Annotated in this window: 16 protein-coding genes; 7 read left to right on the top strand and 9 right to left on the bottom strand. The window is 57.3% G+C overall.

Annotated elements, in window-relative coordinates:
* Positions 1-141: 141 nt before the first annotated feature.
* Positions 142-1,749 carry a CTP synthase gene (locus KIH86_RS27810; RefSeq protein ID WP_223088505.1) on the bottom strand — a complete coding sequence of 536 codons (1,608 nt, stop codon included), beginning with the start codon at positions 1,747-1,749 and terminating at the stop codon, positions 142-144.
* A gap of 296 nt (positions 1,750-2,045) precedes the next feature.
* Positions 2,046-2,615: a DNA-directed RNA polymerase subunit delta gene (rpoE, locus tag KIH86_RS27805; protein WP_223088504.1), complete on the bottom strand. Its 570-nt coding sequence runs from the start codon at positions 2,613-2,615 to the stop codon at positions 2,046-2,048.
* Between the two features lie 353 nt (positions 2,616-2,968).
* Between rpoE and KIH86_RS27800 the strand changes: the two genes are divergently transcribed.
* The gene (locus KIH86_RS27800; protein ID WP_223088503.1) at positions 2,969-4,159 is read left to right on the top strand and encodes a S8 family peptidase; all 1,191 of its coding nucleotides are present in this window, start codon (positions 2,969-2,971) and stop codon (positions 4,157-4,159) included.
* A 137-nt stretch (positions 4,160-4,296) separates the two neighbouring features.
* On the opposite strand, the gene argS is transcribed toward KIH86_RS27800, so the two are convergent.
* From argS to KIH86_RS27770, 6 genes are all read right to left on the bottom strand, one after another.
* Positions 4,297-5,982, bottom strand: a complete 1,686-nt coding sequence (gene argS, locus KIH86_RS27795) for an arginine--tRNA ligase (RefSeq protein WP_223088502.1) — start codon at positions 5,980-5,982, stop codon at positions 4,297-4,299.
* Entirely contained in the window at positions 5,979-6,422 is a 444-nt protein-coding gene (locus tag KIH86_RS27790) for a DUF1934 domain-containing protein (protein WP_223088501.1), read from the bottom strand. The genes argS and KIH86_RS27790 overlap by 4 nt, the downstream gene beginning before the upstream one ends.
* Before the next feature lie 146 nt (positions 6,423-6,568).
* Positions 6,569-7,237 carry a GNAT family N-acetyltransferase gene (locus tag KIH86_RS27785; RefSeq protein ID WP_223088500.1) on the bottom strand — a complete coding sequence of 223 codons (669 nt, stop codon included), beginning with the start codon at positions 7,235-7,237 and terminating at the stop codon, positions 6,569-6,571.
* Between the two features lie 209 nt (positions 7,238-7,446).
* Positions 7,447-8,112: a GNAT family N-acetyltransferase gene (locus KIH86_RS27780; protein ID WP_223088499.1), complete on the bottom strand. Its 666-nt coding sequence runs from the start codon at positions 8,110-8,112 to the stop codon at positions 7,447-7,449.
* 13 nt (positions 8,113-8,125) lie between these two features.
* Positions 8,126-8,983, bottom strand: a complete 858-nt coding sequence (locus tag KIH86_RS27775) for a carbon-nitrogen hydrolase family protein (protein ID WP_223088498.1) — start codon at positions 8,981-8,983, stop codon at positions 8,126-8,128.
* A gap of 360 nt (positions 8,984-9,343) precedes the next feature.
* The gene (locus KIH86_RS27770) at positions 9,344-10,516 is read right to left on the bottom strand and encodes a WD40/YVTN/BNR-like repeat-containing protein (RefSeq protein WP_223088497.1); all 1,173 of its coding nucleotides are present in this window, start codon (positions 10,514-10,516) and stop codon (positions 9,344-9,346) included.
* Positions 10,517-10,761: 245 nt separating this feature from the next.
* On the opposite strand from KIH86_RS27770, the gene KIH86_RS27765 reads away from it, so the two are divergent.
* From KIH86_RS27765 to KIH86_RS27750, 4 genes are all read left to right on the top strand, one after another.
* Positions 10,762-12,837 (top strand): transglycosylase domain-containing protein, encoded by a 2,076-nt coding sequence (locus KIH86_RS27765; RefSeq protein WP_223088496.1) that lies wholly within the window; start codon positions 10,762-10,764, stop codon positions 12,835-12,837.
* A 374-nt stretch (positions 12,838-13,211) separates the two neighbouring features.
* Entirely contained in the window at positions 13,212-13,877 is a 666-nt protein-coding gene (locus KIH86_RS27760) for a DNA-3-methyladenine glycosylase (RefSeq protein WP_223088495.1), read from the top strand.
* A gap of 282 nt (positions 13,878-14,159) precedes the next feature.
* Positions 14,160-15,341: a copper amine oxidase N-terminal domain-containing protein gene (locus KIH86_RS27755; RefSeq protein ID WP_223088494.1), complete on the top strand. Its 1,182-nt coding sequence runs from the start codon at positions 14,160-14,162 to the stop codon at positions 15,339-15,341.
* Positions 15,342-15,402: 61 nt separating this feature from the next.
* Entirely contained in the window at positions 15,403-15,882 is a 480-nt protein-coding gene (locus KIH86_RS27750; RefSeq protein ID WP_223088493.1) for an AbrB/MazE/SpoVT family DNA-binding domain-containing protein, read from the top strand.
* 150 nt (positions 15,883-16,032) lie between these two features.
* On the opposite strand, the gene KIH86_RS27745 is transcribed toward KIH86_RS27750, so the two are convergent.
* Positions 16,033-16,539 (bottom strand): YwhD family protein, encoded by a 507-nt coding sequence (locus KIH86_RS27745; RefSeq protein WP_223088508.1) that lies wholly within the window; start codon positions 16,537-16,539, stop codon positions 16,033-16,035.
* A gap of 122 nt (positions 16,540-16,661) precedes the next feature.
* On the opposite strand from KIH86_RS27745, the gene KIH86_RS27740 reads away from it, so the two are divergent.
* Both KIH86_RS27740 and KIH86_RS27735 read left to right on the top strand, forming a co-directional pair.
* Positions 16,662-18,674, top strand: a complete 2,013-nt coding sequence (locus KIH86_RS27740) for a M1 family metallopeptidase (protein WP_223088492.1) — start codon at positions 16,662-16,664, stop codon at positions 18,672-18,674.
* A gap of 9 nt (positions 18,675-18,683) precedes the next feature.
* Positions 18,684-19,514, top strand: a complete 831-nt coding sequence (locus tag KIH86_RS27735) for a hypothetical protein (RefSeq protein ID WP_223088491.1) — start codon at positions 18,684-18,686, stop codon at positions 19,512-19,514.
* Positions 19,515-19,674 lie beyond the last annotated feature (160 nt).

Below are 19,674 nucleotides of genomic sequence, written 5' to 3'. Positions count from 1 at the left end.
CAGGACTCATTCCCATGCCGTTTTGGTTCCAATTTCTATTGTCGTTCTTGTCTTTGAGCTAAACTTAATGACATTGCCCGATAAAGGAGCCCTTCTCTTCATGGTGATTTCATCCGGCGGTTAATCCGGAAATCCCTTTCCTTACAGCTGCTCCGAATGAACCAGCGAAGCTTTGACGAACTCGCGGAACAGCGGCTGCGGACGGTTCGGACGGGATGTGAACTCCGGATGGAACTGTACAGCCAGGAACCAAGGATGTCCCGGAAGCTCAACGATTTCGACAAGACGTCCATCCGGGGACGTTCCGGAAATCAGCAGGCCCGCTTTCTCGACCTGATCACGGTAGGAGTTGTTGAATTCATACCGGTGGCGATGGCGCTCATAGACAAGCTCCTCTCCATAGCAGGAAATAGCCAGGGAGTTCGGATGCAGCTTGCAGGGATAGAGCCCCAGACGCATCGTTCCGCCGAGATCCTCGATATCCTTCTGCTCGGGCAGAAGGTCGATAACCGGATGCGGTGTGCCCGGGTCGATCTCGGAGCTGTTGGCCCGGTCCAGTCCAAGAATGGAACGGCCATACTCAATGACCGATACCTGCATTCCCAAGCAGATGCCGAAGAACGGCACGCCCTGCTCGCGGGCATAGCGGATCGCAGAAATTTTGCCCTCGATCCCCCGGTCACCGAAGCCGCCCGGCACGAGAATGCCGCCGACGCCGCGGAGCCTGTCCGCCACGTTCTCATCGGTAATCTCCTCGGCGTTCACCCAGCGGATCGTTACTTCGGAGTTCGCGTCAAATCCGGCATGGGAGAGGGATTCCACCACGCTGAGGTAAGCGTCATGCAGCGCCACGTATTTGCCGACGATTGCGATTTCGACATTCCGTTCCAGCTTGTTGATGCGCTCCAGCATACTTTCCCATTCCCGCATATCCGGCTTGGGCGTCGTCAGCTTCAGGTGATTGACGACGATCTCGTCAAGTCCTTCATCCCGCAGATTCAACGGAACTTCATAGAGCGTCGAAGCGTCGCGGCATTCCACAACCGCGTTCGCATCGATGTCGCAGAAGAGCGCAATCTTGGCCTTCATGTCCGCGGACAATTCATACTCGGTCCGGCAGACGATCACGTTCGGTTGAATACCGATGCTGCGCAGTTCCTTGACGCTGTGCTGGGTCGGCTTCGTCTTCACTTCACCCGCTGCCTTGATATAAGGAATCAGGGTTACGTGAATGTACATTACATTTTCCCGGCCGATATCGCTCTTGATCTGACGGATGGCTTCCAGGAAGGGCAGGCTCTCAATGTCACCGACAGTTCCACCGATCTCCGTAATAACAACATCCGAACCCGTCTCGCGGCCGGCGCGGAATACCCGTTCCTTGATTTCGTTCGTAATATGCGGAATAACCTGTACTGTACCGCCCAGGTATTCGCCGCGTCTCTCCTTGCTGATAACCGAGGAATAGACTTTGCCCGTCGTGACATTGCTGTTCTTGGACAGGTTGATGTCGATAAACCGCTCATAGTGGCCCAGATCAAGGTCCGTCTCCGCCCCGTCATCCGTTACGAACACTTCGCCGTGCTGATAAGGGCTCATGGTTCCCGGGTCCACGTTGATGTACGGATCGAATTTTTGGATGGTCACTTTAAGACCTCTGTTCTTGAGCAACCTACCAAGCGAAGCAGCGGTGATTCCCTTGCCAAGGGAGGACACGACGCCACCCGTTACAAAAATGTACTTTGTCAATGCATTAACCCTCCTAAATAATATCCGTAAATTCAGGCGACGTTTGATGTTATCGTAACCCGTTTGCGCTACGTCAAAACGAAAAAAAGAAAAGCCGCCTTCCTTCGCCCAAAGGAGCCTTAAACCGTATATTCCGGTATCAAAGCGCTATTTAAAAAACAAAAAAGTGACACCCGCAGAACCGGGGGCACTTTTTATTTTTGAAAATATAGAATTGACTTTCATCATAAGCCCAACAATTAGTTTACTCTGCCAGCTTTATCAATGTCAAGGAAGAATTATCGCCAGTATCAGGCTTAATATTTATCCTCTTCGTCCTCGTCCGAATCCTCTTCTTCTTCTTCGTCCTCGTCGGATTCTTCTTCGTCCTCGTCGAGTTCTTCGTTGTCCATATCTTCATCGTCGATCACAACGTCGTCGTCAACTTCCTCTTCGCTGTCATCGTCGGAGTACAGATCGTCGCGATCCTCGTCGATGGCATCGAAATCGTCGTCGTCGCCGGAGTAATCCTCTTCTTCGGTAAAATCATCATCGTCGAGATCGTCGTCCTCGTCATTGATGATGCGCGGACGCTTGGAGTTGGCCACCGGATCATCGGAGCGCTCCAGCGGATACCAGCGCTTCAGGCCCCACAGATTGGTTCCAACGCAGGCAAAACGGCCGTCGATATTGATTTCGGTATATAACTGGGCAATCGTGTCGTTGATTTCTTCATCGGTCATGCCGCGCATCTTGGCTACCTCAGCCATCAGATCACGGTAGTAGAACGGCGTATTGGCCGCTTTCAAAATCAGAAAAGCCAGATCGACCATCGGCATTTCTTTGATTTTCTCGGGATCGAGCTTCAAATTAAGTGGCGTACTCAATTTATGGGACACTTCCTCTCACGCTTATATCCATTAACAAACCTAAGTAAAACCTATTTGGGAACAAAATGCAAGTCCAATCCGGGCAGCCTGTCCAGGCGCAGGGCAGGTCTTTCTCAACACATGAAAAGGCGGAGGAAATCCTCCGCACCTGACTGTATCCGCGCCAAGGATAAGCTCCTTGCGGCTTGTGCTGCGCAGGAGGGCTTTAGCCTCCTGTGTTATTGTATGTTTCCGGCCTTCGTTTGACACGACAGGCGGCCCATTTCGCCAAAAAAGGGCAAGTTCCCATGCGGCCCCCGCCCCGTTCACATACCATATGGAAGCAAGGCTACAAGAGGGGATGGCTGACTATGGACTATTACGCTTTTTGGCAGTCGGTGCATGAAGAAATCGCGGCCGGCCCCAGCGGGGAACGGCGCATCCTCACCTTCCATAACTCCCGCCAGTTTGCCGGCGCGCTTGCGCAATGGAAGCAGCTTAAGGCGCGGCGGGCAGCGCTTCGCAGGGTCAAGGCTTCCCCGCTGATCCGGGCATTTATCGTCCCGGCCGCCGGAGCCTTCAAGCTGATGCACAAATACGCCGGTCTGATCGCCGTTGAGGAAGATTCGCGGATTCAGATCCACTCGTACTCTTCTTCCTCAGCTTCCCAGACCCCTCCTTCCTCCCTTCCCTGGGGCGTCCGGGCAATCCGGGCCCCGGAAGCCTGGTCCAGATCCACCGGCGTTCATATCAAAATCGGCCTGATCGACACGGGCGTCGATTTCCTCCATCCCGACCTCAAGGCCTCTCTGGCCTCGGGCATCAATCTGCTGCACCGTGGCATGCTGCCCATCGACGACAACGGCCATGGCACCCATATCGCCGGTACGCTCGCCGCTTCGGGCGGCCTGAGCGGCATGATGGGCGTCGCCCCAAGAGCTATTATTGTGCCGGTCAAGGCCTTCGACCACAGCGGAGCCGCCTATGTCTCCGACATCGTGCTCGGGATCGACTGGTGCGTGCAGAACCGGATCGATCTCATCAACATGAGCTTCGGAATGAAGACCCGGAGCAAAGCGCTGCACGAGGTAGTCGTCAAAGCTTACCGGGCCGGCATCCCGATCATCGCTTCCTCAGGCAACGACGGCAAGCGCGGGGGCGATTATCCGGCACGTTATCCGGAGACAATCGCCGTGGGGGCGATCGACCGCAAGCGCCGCGTCGCCTCTTTCAGCAACCGGGGCAGCTATATCGATGTGTATGGACCAGGCGAAAAAGTGACCTCCTGCTGGCTGAAGGAGAGCTACAAGGAGATGAGCGGCACCTCCATGGCGACCTCCCATGTAACGGGAGCCTCCGCCCTGCTGCTCGCCCTGCGTCCCGGGATAACTCCCCGGGAGCTGAAGCTCGCCCTCCGCCGCAGCACCGTGCCGCTGATGCTGCGGGGAGGCCAGAAGCGCGCCCGGCTCGGCGGAGGCGCGCTCGACGCCGTGCGCCTGCTCCGCATCGGCACACGCACCAAGGCACGCGCCCGCCCTGCGGAGCCGCGCGCGCCGGAATAGCCCGCCGCAAGGCTCGGCGGGCGCTTAACGCAAGAAAGCCGCTCCCGGCGCTGAAGATTCAGAAGCGGGAGCGGCTTTCTTGCAAGCGGCCGGGCGCCTTCGATGAGGAAGGCCGGCCCGGCAGGGGCATTCGCGCCCTACATGCGGTCGGGCGCGCTGACGCCAACGAGGCGCAGCACGTTGGCAATGGTCTGGCGCACGGCGCCGAGCAGCGCGAGGCGCGCGATCGTCTGGGCCGCGTCATCCGTGATGACGCGCTCCGCCTTGTAGTAGCTGTGGAAGAGCGACGCCAGCTCATACACATAGCGGATCAGGCGGTGCGGCGCGTAGCCGTCGGCTGCAAGCGCAATCTCGGACGGCAGCTCGCCGATCTTGCGCAGCAGCGCGTACTCGTGCTCCGTCGACAGCTTCGAGAAATCGACAGACGCCGGGTCTGACAGCACAATGCCCTGCTCTTCGGCCTGGCGGAAGACGCTGCAGACGCGCGCATGGGCGTACTGCACGTAGAACACCGGATTCTCGTTCGAGGTCGAAACCGCGAGATCCATGTCGAAGTCCAGATGCGAGTCCATGCTGCGCATGGTGAAGAAATAGCGAATCGCGTCGATGCCGACCTCGTCCATGAGATCCTCCATCGTGACAGCCTTGCCGGTCCGCTTGGACATCTTCACTTTCTCGCCGTCCTGGAACAGGCTGACCATCTGGGCGATCAGCACAACCAGCTTGTCCGGATCGTTGCCAAGCGAGGCCATGGCAGCCTTCATCCGGGGGATGTAGCCGTGGTGGTCGGCGCCCCAGATGTTGATCATTTTATTGTAACCCCGGGCGTATTTATCGCTATGATAGGCGATGTCCGGCGTCAGGTACGTATAGGTCCCGTCGTTCTTGATCAGCACGCGGTCTTTATCGTCTCCGTACTTGGTCGTCTGCAGCCAGGTTGCGCCGTCCTGCTCGTACACCTCTCCGCGGTCGCGAAGCTGATCCAGCGCGCGCAGCACCTGGCCGTTCTCGTAGAGCGATGTCTCGCTGTACCAGATGTCGAAGGAGACGCGGAACCGGGCCAGGTCGCGCTTGATCTTGTCGAGTTCCTTCTCAAGACCGTAGTTGCGGAGGAACGCGGCGCGGTCGCCCGGCGCCATCGTAAGCAGCGAGTCGCCTTTCCCTTCGACCAGCTCTTTGGCGAAGCCCTTGATGTCCTCGCCGTGGTAGCCGTCCTCCGGCATCTCGGCCTCTTGTCCAAGCTCCTGCAGATAACGGGCCTCAATCGATTTGCTCAGGTTGTTGACCTGATTGCCCGCATCATTAATATAGTATTCGCGCGTTACCTCATAACCCGCAAAATCCAGCACGTTGCACAGCGCATCGCCTACAGCCGCGCCGCGGGCATGTCCCAGATGCAGGCTTCCCGTCGGGTTGGCGCTGACGAACTCGACTTCAACCTTCTGCCCCTTGCCCGTCTCAATCCGGCCGTAATTGTCGCCCTGCTCATGGACAAGCGCGATTACCGGAAAGAGATACGATTTCGACAAGGTGAAGTTGATGAAGCCGGGCCCGGCGATTTCTGCCTTCTCAATCGACGCGCTCTGCGAATCCAGATGCTCGATGATGGCTTCGGCGATCTGCCGCGGATTCCGCTTCGCGATCTTCGTAAGCTGCATGGCGGCGTTAGTCGCCAAGTCGCCGTGCGCCTTGTCTTTCGGCACTTCCAGCACGAAAGCCGGAAGCTCCTCCCGCTGGACAAGACCGGCGGCTACCACCGCGTCGGCAATGGCCGCCTGCACTTTTTCATTAATCTGGGCAAGCGGATTTTGACTTTGTGTCATACTAAAGGTTCCTCCTGTATATGCAAACTAATGGCGAACTGTCCCGACGGCTCGTCGTAGACGAATAACTCATACTCCCAGGAAGCCGTCAGCGAACGCCCCTCACGCGTAATGCCAAATGCGCTCGTCTCAGTAGAGAGATTAAACTGGATGTAGGGAGACCGGTAAAATCCCGGAAGCCGGCTTCCGGGCCGGAAGGACTGCTCGGACTGCACGCCGCCGTGGCGGATAATCCGAATTTCTTCTTCCATAACCTTAACCGTTGTCCGAACCGTCTCTGCCGGACCTTTCGGCCCCTCTCCAGGCTCTTCAAAACGGATGAACAGCTGCCGCCCCTTAATCAAGGCTTCACCAATGACATTCAGGACATTGGTCTCTCCCTCGTGCCGACTGGCAAGCGTAACGGAAACGCCGTATTTATCCGGACGCTGATCAGACATTTCGGGCACCTCCACTTCATTGGCCTGCTTCGCCTTCACGATCAAGCACGGACATCTTCCATTGTACTACTATATCCAGTTCGCCGGAGCAATTCAATCGCCAGATTCCATGAACATTGCGATATCGCCGCTTCAGGCGGCTCTTGCTACAGAGGCAGCAGGGTGATCGATTGCCGGGTTCGCAGGCTCGCCACCATATCCTCCCAGGCCTTCGGCTTGTCCGGCAGCACCGAGTAATAGCGGGTCAGGAAGTCGGCCACCAGCGCCGCCGGGATATGGCTCATCTCATCATCGCCGGGCATGAAGCAGAGGTCAAGACCGCTCACAGCCTCTCCGTCTCCTTGCCAGGAGGGATGGACATACGGGAAATCGATGCGCTTATACCCGAGATGCGACAGCACTTCGCGGCGGACAAAGGGGTCCATCGGCTTGATGCCCCCGAAGCTGTAATCCGCACGATAGGGGTCGTAAATCTCGGCGAACATGCCGAGAAGCTTCGTGCCGTTCTCCTCTGCCAGCGCATTCAGATCCTTCATCCGATTCTGAGCGAGAAAGCGTCCGATTCCGAGTCCTTCCCGTCCGATAATTGTAAAATCGGTCATCGCCACGTTCCAGTCGGAGTAATACCGGTATTCGGTCGCCCCTACGACCTCGCCTTCATGCACCGCTACGAACACCCGGATGCCAGGGTCCTCAAGCGGTTCCTCCCACAGATCGAAGGCCAGCACTTCCTCGGGCGGAAAAATATCCGACATCAGCTTGTGAAGCCCCGCGAACAGCGGGTCCTGAATGGCGTTGACTCTTGTATAGTTCATCAGCGCTGCCACCTCTCCCCTAAGGATAGATTTACTATAGATGAAATTATCCGATTCTTCGGATTCTTCCGGTTCCTTCATTATTATTCTTTCATTTAATTCTTTCATTAATATGACACGGAAAATAGAACGCAGCCGTTCCAGTTCCACCGAATGAGCAACACGGGGTGACTGCGCCCCGGCCCCATCCCTGCCTCAGGACATACGTCTCACGCCTTAAAAGGATTCCGCCACTCCATCAGTGCGGCGTAATTCCGCGACTCCTCATCCTCAATGTAATTTTCGGCCACGCCGAGCGGCGTTCGGCCGCACCGCAGAAGAAAGGTGATGACCGGGTCCTGCAGACGACCGGCTACCACCTCTTCCAAATACCGCTCTGCCGTCATCCCTGCGGCGTGCCGGTGATAGCCCGGCATCCGTCCGGCTCCCAACAGCCGATCCAGCCCCAGCTGCACAACGACATGGTACAGAGAGGCGATCAGCTCCCGTCCGAGCCCCAGCTTCCGGTATGTCGGCCGGACGCAGATGTCGGCGACGTACAGCGAGTTCCCATCCGGCCTATGATTCCGGATATAGCCGTCATCCGTTACCTCCGACCAGGAGTGCGCCTTGCCCAAGGGCCGGTAGTGCATAAGCAGAGAGGTAACGGAGCCGGCCAGCTCGCCGTTCACCTCGATGCAGAGCGCGCCCTCGGGAAAATGGGCGGTATGGCTCGCAAGCTGCTCCTCATTCCACCATAAATCGCTCGGGTAAGGCGGCGGGAACGCTTCGGACTGAATCTCGATAAGTCCGGCAAAATCGGCCTCACCGTAATTGCGGATCAGAGCCGGAACCGGCGTGGCGCGGTCCATGGCATAAAAGGCCTTTCGGTACATCCGTATCTTCCTCCTAGTTCCAATCCGTATACAAATCGGTTCTCCGGTCACGCCAGGTCGTAACCGAGCCCCGTTCCCGCACACGGTACAGCAGCTCCAAATCCAGATCGGCCGTAACGATCATATCGCCGTTAATCTCGCCTTCAGCCAGCAGTCCCTTCGGAGGGAACGGAATATCGTTAGGCGTAATGATAGCCGCCTGTCCGAAATTCGCCCGCATGAGATCGACCGTAGGCAGGGAACCGACCGTTCCCGTCAGCACCACGTAGATCTGATTCTCGATCGCCCGGGCATGACTTGTATACCGCACCCGGTGGAAGCCGTGGCGGTCGTCTGTGCAGGATGGACAAAAGATCACGTCCGCGCCTTTGGCTCTCGCCATCCGCACGATTTCCGGGAACTCGATGTCATAGCAGGTGAGCATGGCTATCGTGCCTTTTTCCGTCTGAAAGACCTCAAGGCCTTCTCCCGCCCCCATGTTCCAGCCTTCGACCTCGGCAGGGGTAATGTGCAGCTTGGCCTGCTCCTTGATTTGTCCGTCGGGATAAAAAAGATGCGCAACATTGTACAGCTTCCCGTTGCGTCTCAGCACATGGGTGCCCCCGATAATATGGACCCCGTATTTCCGGGCGAAGCCGGCGAACATCTCCCGGTAGCGATCGGTAAAGTCCGGCAAATTCTCTATGCCAAGTGCCCGGCCCTGATCATCTCCAATGGACATAAGCTGAGTAGTCAAAAACTCGGGGAATAAAATGAAATCGGCGGCGAATTCCTCCGCCGTCCGGATATAATGCTCAACTTGGGCAGCGAACTCTTCAAATGAAGCGATGGTATGCAAATGGTACTGCACTGCGGATACCCGAAAGCTCATTTATGTGGTCCTCCCCTGGATTGTTATATAGCGGCCGCACTCCAGCAACGGAGGCGATCTGCGGGCGCTTGTTGATTATGTAGAATTTTAACATACGGACGGGGATAACGCGAAGCCCGCCGGTACCTGGGAATCTCCGAATGCACAATTGCCGTTTCCCTGAAATAGCCGCCGCATTTTCCCGGCCTGGCCCGCCATCGTCAAACAGTCAAAAAACAGGCCAACCGGCAATAACCGGCCGACCTGATAAGCCTGATAATACAAAAGCCGCCCTCCCCGGGGGGATGGCGGCCCTGCTTGGTTGACGATATTTTCCTATTGAGCGGCATCCGTCTGCTTAAAGTCAATCAGACATCAAGCTTACTTGGCGGCAAATCTGAATTTCAGCTTCCAGGTCGCTCCGCCGTCCTGCGTCATGTACAGCGAGGAACCGTCCGGGCCTCTGTCGGCAAGCCAGCCGCTCTTCGCTCCGGTGAACGAAATTTTGCCGTCATAGCCCGGGATTCCCGGCAGATTGCTCCACGTCTTGCCGGCGTCATAGGACCGTCCTACGCCGATTTCTTCGCCGGCCGGCGAGTAGCCCAGCAGGAAGGCTCCTCCGCCCGCCAGCTGCATATTTCCCGGCTTGCCCGAGACCGGCCCCTTCGGAAGTCCGCTCTTGCCGCTGCCCGGGGCCGGGCCGCCGCCTGCCGTGGACTGGGCGATGACACGCCGCCAGCTGGCACCGCCATCCCCGCTTGCGTAGAGGGAATAGGAGGTCTGAGACATCCCAAATCCTCCATACAGAACCGCCCAGACTTGATTGCCGCTCGCATACACCTCGGCGTAACCCGGATCATCAAAGGACGACTTCAGCGTCGTCTTCCAGGTCTTGCCTCCGTTCGTCGTCTTCATGATGCGGTATCCGTCTCCCGCCGCCACCGTCACCGCCCAGCCTGTGCTTCTGCTGGCAAAGTAGGCGCCGCGGGTATTGGCCGGCGTCGTCAGCTTGCTCCAAGTCTTGCCGCCGTCACTTGTGTAGTAGACGAAGGCCCAGTCGTAAGCGAAGCCGTGAAGACGGTCGCTGAAATCGACGCGGCCGAAGGTCACGGGGTGATCCGACAGCCGTTTCCAGTGAGAACCGCCGTCCGGCGTCGCGATCAGATAACGGCCCGTCTCCCCCTGCTCAAGCGACGCCAGCGCCCAGCCGTATACATTATCGGGAAAATCGATATCGCTGAAGGACCACTGTCCTTCATAAATCGTCTGAAAAGTGTGGCCGGCGTCGGAGGTCCCGATCAGGAACCCGTTCCCGGCCGCCCGGCCCGTAGTGGCGCTGAGAAACTCAATATCGTTGAAGGCAAGCGGCCCGGAGCCAGCCTTCAGCTCTTTCTCTTGAAGGCTCTTCAGCAGTCCGTGATCACCGGTTTCAGAGGCCGGAGCCTGGGCCGCTTTCACTGCCGAAGCTCCAAAGCTCCATCCGGGGAGCGCCAGCAGGATGGCCAGCGCGGCAGCAAGCAGCATGTTCATTTTGCGTACATTCATCTTGTTCATCCAATTCGCCTCCTATTATTCATTACCCTGTCCCTTTTCAGGTATATCGTATTCCCGCCAGGGGCATCCACCGCCAAAGATCACAAAAAGGGATCAAAATCTTCACTTTCAATTACAGATCGCTCGCATTCCATGCCGGAATCTACCCGCTGCCGCATGAATATCCCGGCTTTTCCTTCCCCATAATGGTAAAAAAGACCCTGAATGCAAACCCACCATTTTCACGATAAAGGAGCCTGGTTTCCATGCCGCTTCAGTCCCAAGGCCCGTCATCACGCCGCAAAAGCCGGCTGCGCCGAATCTTCCGGCTGATTCTGGGCGCCGCCGTCTTCCTGCTTCTGTTCTCCGCTGCGCTGCTGGGGTATCTATATCATAAAGATCTGCCGAAGGTGCCTGAGGATACCCGTTCCCGCTTGCTGGACGCCAGAGGAAATGTGCTGACTGTCTTCTCCCCTGACAATCGGAGCCATCATCCCGTGGGATTAAAGGAGATTTCTCCCCTGCTGATCCAGGCCACACTCGCTGTCGAGGACCGCAAGTTCTACGAGCATACCGGCTTCAACTTCAGAAGCATGGGCCGTGCGGTCCTTGTCAATCTGGAGAACGGGAGCCGCTCCCAGGGCGCAAGCACGCTAACCCAACAGCTGGCACGCAATCTGTACCTGTCGCATGAGAAGACCTGGACCCGTAAGGCAAAGGAGGCGATGTACACGCTTCAGCTTGAAATGAAGTACAGCAAGGACGACATTCTTCGCATGTACCTGAATGAAATCTATTACGGTCACGGCGCCTACGGGATAGATGCGGCTTCCGAGATGTATTTCGGCAAACCGGCGGCTTCGCTTGATCTGGCCGAGAGTGCGCTTCTGGCCGGCATTCCTAAGGGACCGACTTATTATTCGCCATACACCCATCCGGATAACGCCAGGAAGCGTCAGCACATCGTTCTCGCGGCCATGGTCGACCTTGGTGAAATCACGCAGGCCGAGGCCGACCAGGCCGAAGCGGAGCAGTGGAACCTGAAGCCGCGGGGAGAGCAGGCCGCTTCCCTGACCGCCCCATACTTCCGCGACTACGTCGGTGCAGAAGCAGCCAAGCTGCTCGGCATGAGTCAGGACGAGCTGGAGATGGACGGCTTGAACATTTATACCACGCTGGACCCGGACATGCAGGCGGCGGCCGAGCAGGCGGTGGCCCATGGGATGGACGGAGCCGGTGGCCTGGAGACAGGTCTCGTGTCAATCGACCCGAGAACCGGATTTATCAAAGCGATGGTCGGCGGCGTTAATTACCGGACCAACCAGTTCAACCATGTTCTGGCCACGACGCGCCAGCCTGGATCGTCCTTCAAGCCGATCATGTATCTGACCGCATTGTCGGAAAAGGCGATGACCGGTCTTACCGTGTTCAACAGCCAGCCGACCCTGTTCCATTACGACAATAACCGCAAGACGTACCAGCCCCGAAATTTCGGGGATAAATACCTTGGTGAAATCAACATGCGCCAGGCGATCGCGGCCTCCGACAATATTTACGCGGTCAATACGATCATGAAGGTGGGCACGGAGAAAGTTATCGAAATGGCTCGAAAAATGGGTATCGACAGCCCGCTGGTCGATGTCCCGTCGCTGGCGCTCGGCGCCTCGCCCGTCAGCCCGCTGGAAATGGCTGGCGCCTTCGCGGTGATCGGGAACGGCGGCGTCAAGATGCCGGCTACCTCGATTCTTAAAATTACGGATGCGCAGGGAAATGTGCGGTATGAAGCTCCGCAGGCTCAGGGGGAGAGCATCGTGTCGCCGGCAGCGGCTTATGTGCTGACCCGGCTGATGGAGGGCGTATTCGAGACGGGAGGCACGGGCAACCGCGTCGCTTCGCTTATCAAGCGGCCTGTAGCGGGCAAGACCGGCACGACGGACACGGATGCGTGGATGGTCGGCTTCACGCCGGAGCTTGCGACCGCAGTGTGGGTCGGGTACGACAAAGGGCGCGACATTACAACGACGGAGGCCCGGAGGGCCGCTCCGATCTTTGCCCAGTATACGGAGACGGCGCTGGAGAATGTGCCGCCGAAGATTTTCACGATTCCGGATGGCGTGGTCAGCGTCTATATCGATCCGGAAAGCGGCAAGCTGGCGACCGCCTCATGCCCGGACAAAGTGCTAGAGACCTTTATCGCGGGAACGGAGCCGACCGAAATCTGCGACCGGCACGGAAAAGGACAGCCGGCGGAGGAGGCGGGCAAGAACGCAACTGGCGCCAAGGAAGACACGGAGGAGAGCCACTCCTGGTGGGGCGATCTGAAGCGCTGGTGGCTGAATTAACAAGGCACGCGCTGGCCGGCTGCCGCAAGCCTTATCCCGCTTGACGGCGATTGGCGGAGGGACGAAGAGGCTTGACGGGTAGCGGCGAGGCTTGGCTGATGCCCTGACGGGCGCTTCGCATATGGTTGCCGGATAACGGGCGTGTCTTGACAGTTATTAGGTGCGTTAACAGGCGCTTGTGGACGCTCGGCGGTTGACGGCAGAGCTTGACGGATTCCGGCGTTCCCTAGGACGGACGCTTGCCAACGGCCTGGAGGAACAGTTACCATAGAGCCATTGTATGTTTAGGAGCGAATTATTGTCAGGAGCGAATCTTCATGCCCGGCAGAGGCGGGCCTGCGCCCGTCCGCTTCAAGGAGGTGCCTCTCTGCTCTATGGATTTGGATCTGCGTTTCATTCCCGGCAGCCCGCTGCCGGCCTCTTTCTATACCCTGCCCGCGCTTCAGGCCGCCCCTCTGCTGCTCGGGAAACATCTAGTTCGACGCACTGAGGACGGTGATATCCGCTGCATGATCGTGGAGACGGAGAGCTATGGCGGAGCCGAGGATAAAGGCAGTCATGCCTACGGCGGAAGACGGACCGAACGGACGGAGCCGATGTTCAGCGCCGGAGGAACGGCTTATGTATACCTCATTTACGGCATGCATAATTGCTTCAATGTGGTGACGGCGGAGGCGGATAACCCTCACGCCGTCCTGATTCGCGCCGTGGAGCCGCTGACTCCCCGGGACGCATCGTTGATGGCCGCCAACCGGGGAACGGCCATCCGGAAGCCCTCCGATCTGTCGGGAGGGCCAGGCAAGCTGGCGAAGGCGCTCCGGATCGACCGGAGCCTGAATGGGCTTCGCATTGACCAACCTGGCGGTCCGCTCTGGCTGGAATGCGGCGGCGATCCCCGCGCGCCGGGTGCCGTCCAGGCTCCCCGCATCAACATCGCCTATGCTGAAGAGTATGCGCAGCTGCCCTGGCGCTTCTATCTCAGGGATAACCCTTACGTCTCTGTCCATGATCCTGACGCCGAAACCTTCCTCTGGACATAGCAAAAATGCAGAGGGCCGCTGCATTTCGGCTGCTTCCAGGCGGGTAGAAACATAAATAGATCCAGCGGTTAACGCTTGACGGGTGTATTTATGGTACTGTGCGTTTTTATATTTCGAAGAAGCCCCTCCTATAGGCCTGATGGCGGAGGGGCTTTTGCGCGGGCGTTGCCCCTCGGCCGGCAAAAAACTGCAACTTTTTTACAGTTAACATCGTCTTAATAATGATGATCCCTATACATGCTCCGGAACGATCCGGAGACGGAAAAGAGGTAAAACCTGCTTATGATCCGAAACCGAATCTTTCGTATGACCTCCGCTCTGGCTGCGGTATCCAGCCTGGCACTGCTGCTGTATGTCCCGGCCCCGGCAGGAGCCGCGCCCGCCCTATCATCCACTCTCTCTGCGCAGAGCACTGCCTCCACGAATGAAGTTACGCTCGATCATTCGGGATTTCGCGAGAATGGAACGTTATACATTCCTCTAAGAGATCTCTCCTCCTTTATGGATTTGCAGCTTCTGTGGAATCCGGATAAACGAAGTCTGGAGGTTACCGGACTATATCAGGCGGTCAGCCTCAAGCCGGGCCAGGCCAAAGCCTACACCGCCTCCGGCAGCGTGATCATGTTGGGCGGCGAGACCCTGGTCCGAAGCGGTGTGACATACGTATCTGACAAGCTCTTCTCCAAGGCGTTCGGAATGCCGATTTCCTGGAAAGGGGGAAGCACGTTCTCCATTCCCTATACCTCCAGGTATGTCCTTACCCAGGCAGACCGGCAGCTGTTCTGGCTGAACCGGGAACACGGTGTGCTGTACAGCGGCCGGAGCGGCATGATTCCCCGTCTCGCAGGGGCCATTCAAGCCTCCGGTCTGGACTGGGTCAGCATGTCCGCGCGAAGAATCAATGAGGCGAGCTATGCCATCGACATTCATAATGTCAGCGGAGAGCCCCACTTAAGCAATACCCGTTGGCGTCTGCTGATGTATGAAGGCTCTGTCAACCGCCAGGGCGTCACCCATTATTGGAACCCGCGCATGACCGGCCTCAAAGAGGATGTCTTTGCCTTCCAGGGCAATCTGGTGATGATGGGCGGGAGTACCTTAAGACTCGTCAATCCGGACGGCCATATCTATAAAACCTACAATCTGGCGGAAATAACCGGCGTCGACGACGCTTACGCAGTGGAGGCCATTGATACAGACTTTGTGCTGGTACGGGCATTCCAAAAAGGAACTTTATTCCTGATTGACCGCAGAACCGGCGTCAGCGTTATGCTGTACCATGAACTCCTGAGCGCGGAAGATCAGGCATGGCTGGAGGCTTATCCGGATACCGAGATCGATTATCCAGGAGACGGGCTAAGCTATGCCGGACGTTCGGGGGATGCGCTTTCATTTGAGTGGACTTCATTTGTTAAAGAACAGAAGATCCATTTTACCTATAATTTACCCCCCTTATCTTTATAACCAATTACTGTTATAATCAATAAAAACAACCAAATCCGAATAAGCAAATGAGGGACATGGGATGAAGGATACAGGCATGATCCGAAGTTTAGACAACCTTGGACGCATTGTAGTTCCCGTTGAAATCCGCATGACACGCAATATTGAAATCGGGGATCCTATCGAGTTTTTTATTTTGGACGATCATATCATCGTATTGCGGAAATACACCTCGACCGAATGCACCTTCTGCAGAAGTCTGGACAACGTCACCTATTTCAGGGATCAATTTATTTGCAGCCGCTGTCTCAGCGAACTGACGAATCCGGGACCCGAGTCGTATGCGCCGGCCGCTCAGCCTGATGAGGGAGAGTCCTCGTCCGCAGAGGCCGATAGCCTTGGCGGCGGCAGGAAACGGACCAAATCGGATGAGCTCCGCGAACGGCTGGAGCAGACGATACAGGAGCATCCCGAAGCCAACCAGAAGGAACTGGCCGAAATTCTCGGCATCAGCCAGGCCAGAGTCAGCCAGCTGAAGCGAAAGCTGGGAAGCGGCCGATAGCCCGGCCGTGACTACGAACACGTACCCGCAATACATAGGCGAGCGCGCCGGACAGGCTTCCACCCCAGTGCGCCTCCCTTCAAAAAAGGCACCGCGTTCCTTGATCATCAAGGAATCCGCGGTGCCTTTGTGTCTACAGGGAATGCTGTTTCAAGCCTCCAGAGCCTGCTTCAGTTCCTCGGGCGAGCCATTCCACCAGTCTTCGTTGTGGGACATGAGCAGCGATTTCAGCGCCGCTTTCTCCCTGGAGCCGAGCCCTGTGACGTCAATCCGCCGCTTCAGCGCCCGATCCAGCTTGTTCACATGATCGGCCAGTATCTTCCATCCCCGCTTGGCTTCGCTGTCAATCCACATTTCGCAAGCGGTAAGCCCTGCGTAATGCTGGCCCTCCGGTGTCCGGTCCACAGCGACCCAGACCACCCAGACCTGTCTTCCCCCGGGCGCTTCCTCCCGATTCGGGGTGAACTTGATGCCGCGTTCCACCTTGCTCTTGGCATGCATCGCGCCGATATCGATTACGGCTTCGCCGTCGTCAATAATGACGGGAGACACGTTGTTCAGATCGATCGAGCCCGCTCCGAAACCCTTATGCTTGCTCTTCGCGTTCACAATATTTAAAGCAATCTGCTTCTTGCCTTCCGGCTGCTTGTCTTCCATGCTCATATCGCGCTCCCTCCCTTTCCTCTTGCTTCGGGCAAACCCAGTTTAATTTTAGCTAATATTACGGCCGATGCCAACATATACATCCCGTAGAAGCTTGTCACGGGAGGAATTACTCTATGAAGCGACGATTCCGCACCACCTTATTTATCGCCGTTCCGGCCGCCCTCTGCCTTCTGCTCGGGACGGGCCTATGGGCGCCGCCATCATCATCCCAGACCGGACTAGAACCTGCGGCACAGCCTGTCTCTGCGCCCGAAACGGCCAAGTCCCCCTCCGGCTCCCGCCAGGAGGCGGCTGCCAAGTCCACTCTGCCCGAGGCGCAGCCTCCCGCATCTGCTCCGGCCCTAAGCCGGCGGGTTACCGAATACCATATCGGGGCGGAGCTGTCGGACGATGCAAGCACCGTGACTGCGACCGAGACGGTAACCTGGACGCATCCCGGCAAGAATCCGGTTAGCGACCTGTACTTCCATCTCTATCCGAACGCTTTCAGCTCGAAGGACACAACCTTCATGGCCGAATCGGGAGGCAAGCTGCGCGGCGACACCATGCCCGAGAACGGCTTCGGCTCCATGACCCTCACCGACGTCCGTACGGAGACCGGAGTCTCACTGCTCCACCGGATGCAGTATGTCCGCCCCGATGACGGCAATGCGAACGACCGCACGCTTGTCAAAATCCATCTTCCCCAGCCGGTGAACGGCGGAGAGAGCGTGACGCTGAAGCTCCAGTTCCAGGTCGCACTGCCCCAAATCTTTGCCCGCATGGGCCAATCGGGCCGCTTCGTCATGGCGGGTCAGTGGTTCCCCAAGATCAGCGTATATGAGCCTGCCGGCACACGCGGAGCCAAGGAAGAAGGCTGGAACCTGCACCAGTATCACGGCAATTCCGAATTTTACAGCGATTTCGGCATTTACAGCGTGGCCATTTCCGTACCCGCCGATTATACCGTCGCCGCTACGGGTTTCGCGGTCAAGAATCCCAAAATATCCGGCGGACGCAAAGTATACCAGTTCTATGCCGACGATGTTCATGATTTCGCCTGGTCCGCTTCTCCGGATTTTGTCTACGCCGAGGAGGCCTTCTCTTCGCCCGAAGTTCCGGGGGTCAAAATCAAGCTGTACCTCGACCCGCTGCACAAAGACCTTAAGGAGCGCTATTTCCAGGCGGCGGAGGCCGCACTGAGCGCCTTCAGCAAGTGGTACGGCCCCTATCCCTACACGACTCTGTCCATCGTCGTCCCTCCACTGTCAGGCAACGGCGCAGGGGGGATGGAATATCCGACACTCATCACCGCGTTCGGGGCCGAGAGCAGCAATCCCGACACATCACTGGAGCGGACCGTCATCCATGAGATCGGCCATCAGTTTTTCTACGGCATGGTGGCCAGCAACGAATTTGAAGAGGCCTGGCTTGATGAGAGCTTCACCTCCTACGCCGAGGACCGCCTGATGGGGCAGGAGTACGGGCTGTTCCCCAACCTTCCGCTGCAGGCCAGCCTCGTGACGTCGCCCAAGCCGCTGACGCTGGACGCCTGGAAATATGGCAGCTCGGACGCCTATACCCAGAATGTCTATATCCGGGGCAAGCTGGTGCTTAAGGATATCGAACATCAGGTCGGCTCGAAGACGATGGACATGATCATGTCCACCTATGCGCGTACCTACCGTTTCCGCCATCCGTCCACCGCCGATTTTCAAAAAATCGTGGAAAAGGTGACCCGCAAATCCTGGCAGGATTACTTTGACCGGTATGTCTACGGACAGGGCGCTCCCGACTTCGCTGTGGAGAACATTACGGTATCACGCGACAAATCCGGGAACAGCGAGTCCATAGTCACCGTCGCCAACAAAGGGAGCTTCTATCCCGGGGTCAGCATCAAGTTCACCTTCCAGGACGGACATGCGGTAATCAAAAATTGGGACGGCCAGGGAAGCCGCACTTCGTTCAAGATCGTCTCGGCGTCTCCCCTGCTCTCGGCCGAGATCGATCCCGGCCATAATGTTGTGCTTGAGACGAAGCATATGAACAATTTCCGGAAGGCGTCACTTCCGACGGCTGCCGTCTCCCGCTGGACGCTTAGCTTGGCGAACATACTTGAAGCTGTGCTCGGAATTTATGGATGGTGAGGTGAAGTCATGAGAAACTGGATCGCCTGTGGCTGGAAAAGCGTAAAAGAGCAGCTCTATATCCTGATTCTGCTGTTTCTCTACCGGCTGCTCTGGGGATACTGCCTGTACCGCTTCATAAGATCGGCGGTCGTACCGGCCCTGCTGCGCTACCCTTCGGAGAATGCCGGAGGCAGCGCGTCCAGCCGACTGCTGTACTCGGTGGAGGCCCAACTCGGTCTGATCCATGACCCGGCCGTGATGCGCTGGTTGTGGACCTTGCTGATTCTGGCTGCCGTCCGCCTGCTCCTTACGCCTTTCATTCGTGCGGGGCTGTTGTATGAGCTGCATCAGGAGAGCCGCGGAGAACGGGGTCTATTCTTTTTTCCCGGCATGAAGAAGTACGGGCTGCCGATCCTGCTCTTCAGCGTGATCGAATGGATACTCACCCTTCTCCCTCTGTACTGGCTGCTCCCTGCAGGCTTGCGGCTTCTTCACACTTCTCCAAGCGGATCAGCACTCCTGGTCAAGGCCATTTCCGCCTTCCTGGTCTGGTTGTTATATGTGTGGCTGATCCGGCTGCTGCTGCTGTACATGCAGTTCGGATACACCGGAGAGACCGGTATCCTGCCGTCCCTGCTTACCGCCCTTCGCCGGTTCCCCTCCGCGGCCGGCATCGGAATTCTAATGGGCGGCGGAATCCTGCTCGTCGTTGCGATCAGCGCCGCCGCGGGCCTGCTGTTCCCGGGCTTCCCCGCCCTGCTTATCAGACAGCTTGCTCCCCTGCCCTCGCTCGTATTCGGCCTGTGGGGACTTGCCTCTCAATATCATACTTGGCGTGGAGAACGATTATCCTCTTGAACCCCTCTGGAAAACCCTTTCATTTATGCTATTTTCCAATAAAAAGAGTTCAGAATCCTTGACGGGAATCTGAACTCTTCTTTGATTTCCCTCTCTCCAATCTCTTCCTCGGACGAAAAGGATTTGCCAAACGAGAAAACCTCTGCTACAATGAGGCTTG

The sequence above is a fragment of the Paenibacillus sinensis genome (assembly GCF_019904155.1).
Taxonomy (GTDB): domain Bacteria; phylum Bacillota; class Bacilli; order Paenibacillales; family Paenibacillaceae; genus Paenibacillus_AQ; species Paenibacillus_AQ sinensis.
The sequence above is the reverse complement of the archived record's forward strand: the minus strand, read 5'-3'. Positions and strand labels throughout refer to the sequence as shown.

What these genes read in the sequence shown, in the direction of transcription:
- KIH86_RS27745 (WP_223088508.1), bottom strand. Translation starts at nt 16,539, where the DNA reads ATGGAAGACAAGCAGCCGGAAGGCAAGAAGCAGATTGCTTTAAATATT.
- KIH86_RS27780 (WP_223088499.1), bottom strand. Translation starts at nt 8,112, where the DNA reads ATGTACCGAAAGGCCTTTTATGCCATGGACCGCGCCACGCCGGTTCCG.
- KIH86_RS27790 (WP_223088501.1), bottom strand. Translation starts at nt 6,422, where the DNA reads ATGTCTGATCAGCGTCCGGATAAATACGGCGTTTCCGTTACGCTTGCC.
- KIH86_RS27760 (WP_223088495.1), top strand. Translation starts at nt 13,212, where the DNA reads ATGGATTTGGATCTGCGTTTCATTCCCGGCAGCCCGCTGCCGGCCTCT.
- argS (WP_223088502.1), bottom strand. Translation starts at nt 5,982, where the DNA reads ATGACACAAAGTCAAAATCCGCTTGCCCAGATTAATGAAAAAGTGCAG.
- KIH86_RS27775 (WP_223088498.1), bottom strand. Translation starts at nt 8,983, where the DNA reads ATGAGCTTTCGGGTATCCGCAGTGCAGTACCATTTGCATACCATCGCT.
- KIH86_RS27750 (WP_223088493.1), top strand. Translation starts at nt 15,403, where the DNA reads ATGAAGGATACAGGCATGATCCGAAGTTTAGACAACCTTGGACGCATT.
- KIH86_RS27770 (WP_223088497.1), bottom strand. Translation starts at nt 10,516, where the DNA reads ATGAACAAGATGAATGTACGCAAAATGAACATGCTGCTTGCTGCCGCG.
- KIH86_RS27765 (WP_223088496.1), top strand. Translation starts at nt 10,762, where the DNA reads ATGCCGCTTCAGTCCCAAGGCCCGTCATCACGCCGCAAAAGCCGGCTG.
- KIH86_RS27785 (WP_223088500.1), bottom strand. Translation starts at nt 7,237, where the DNA reads ATGAACTATACAAGAGTCAACGCCATTCAGGACCCGCTGTTCGCGGGG.
- KIH86_RS27735 (WP_223088491.1), top strand. Translation starts at nt 18,684, where the DNA reads ATGAGAAACTGGATCGCCTGTGGCTGGAAAAGCGTAAAAGAGCAGCTC.
- KIH86_RS27755 (WP_223088494.1), top strand. Translation starts at nt 14,160, where the DNA reads ATGATCCGAAACCGAATCTTTCGTATGACCTCCGCTCTGGCTGCGGTA.
- KIH86_RS27800 (WP_223088503.1), top strand. Translation starts at nt 2,969, where the DNA reads ATGGACTATTACGCTTTTTGGCAGTCGGTGCATGAAGAAATCGCGGCC.
- KIH86_RS27740 (WP_223088492.1), top strand. Translation starts at nt 16,662, where the DNA reads ATGAAGCGACGATTCCGCACCACCTTATTTATCGCCGTTCCGGCCGCC.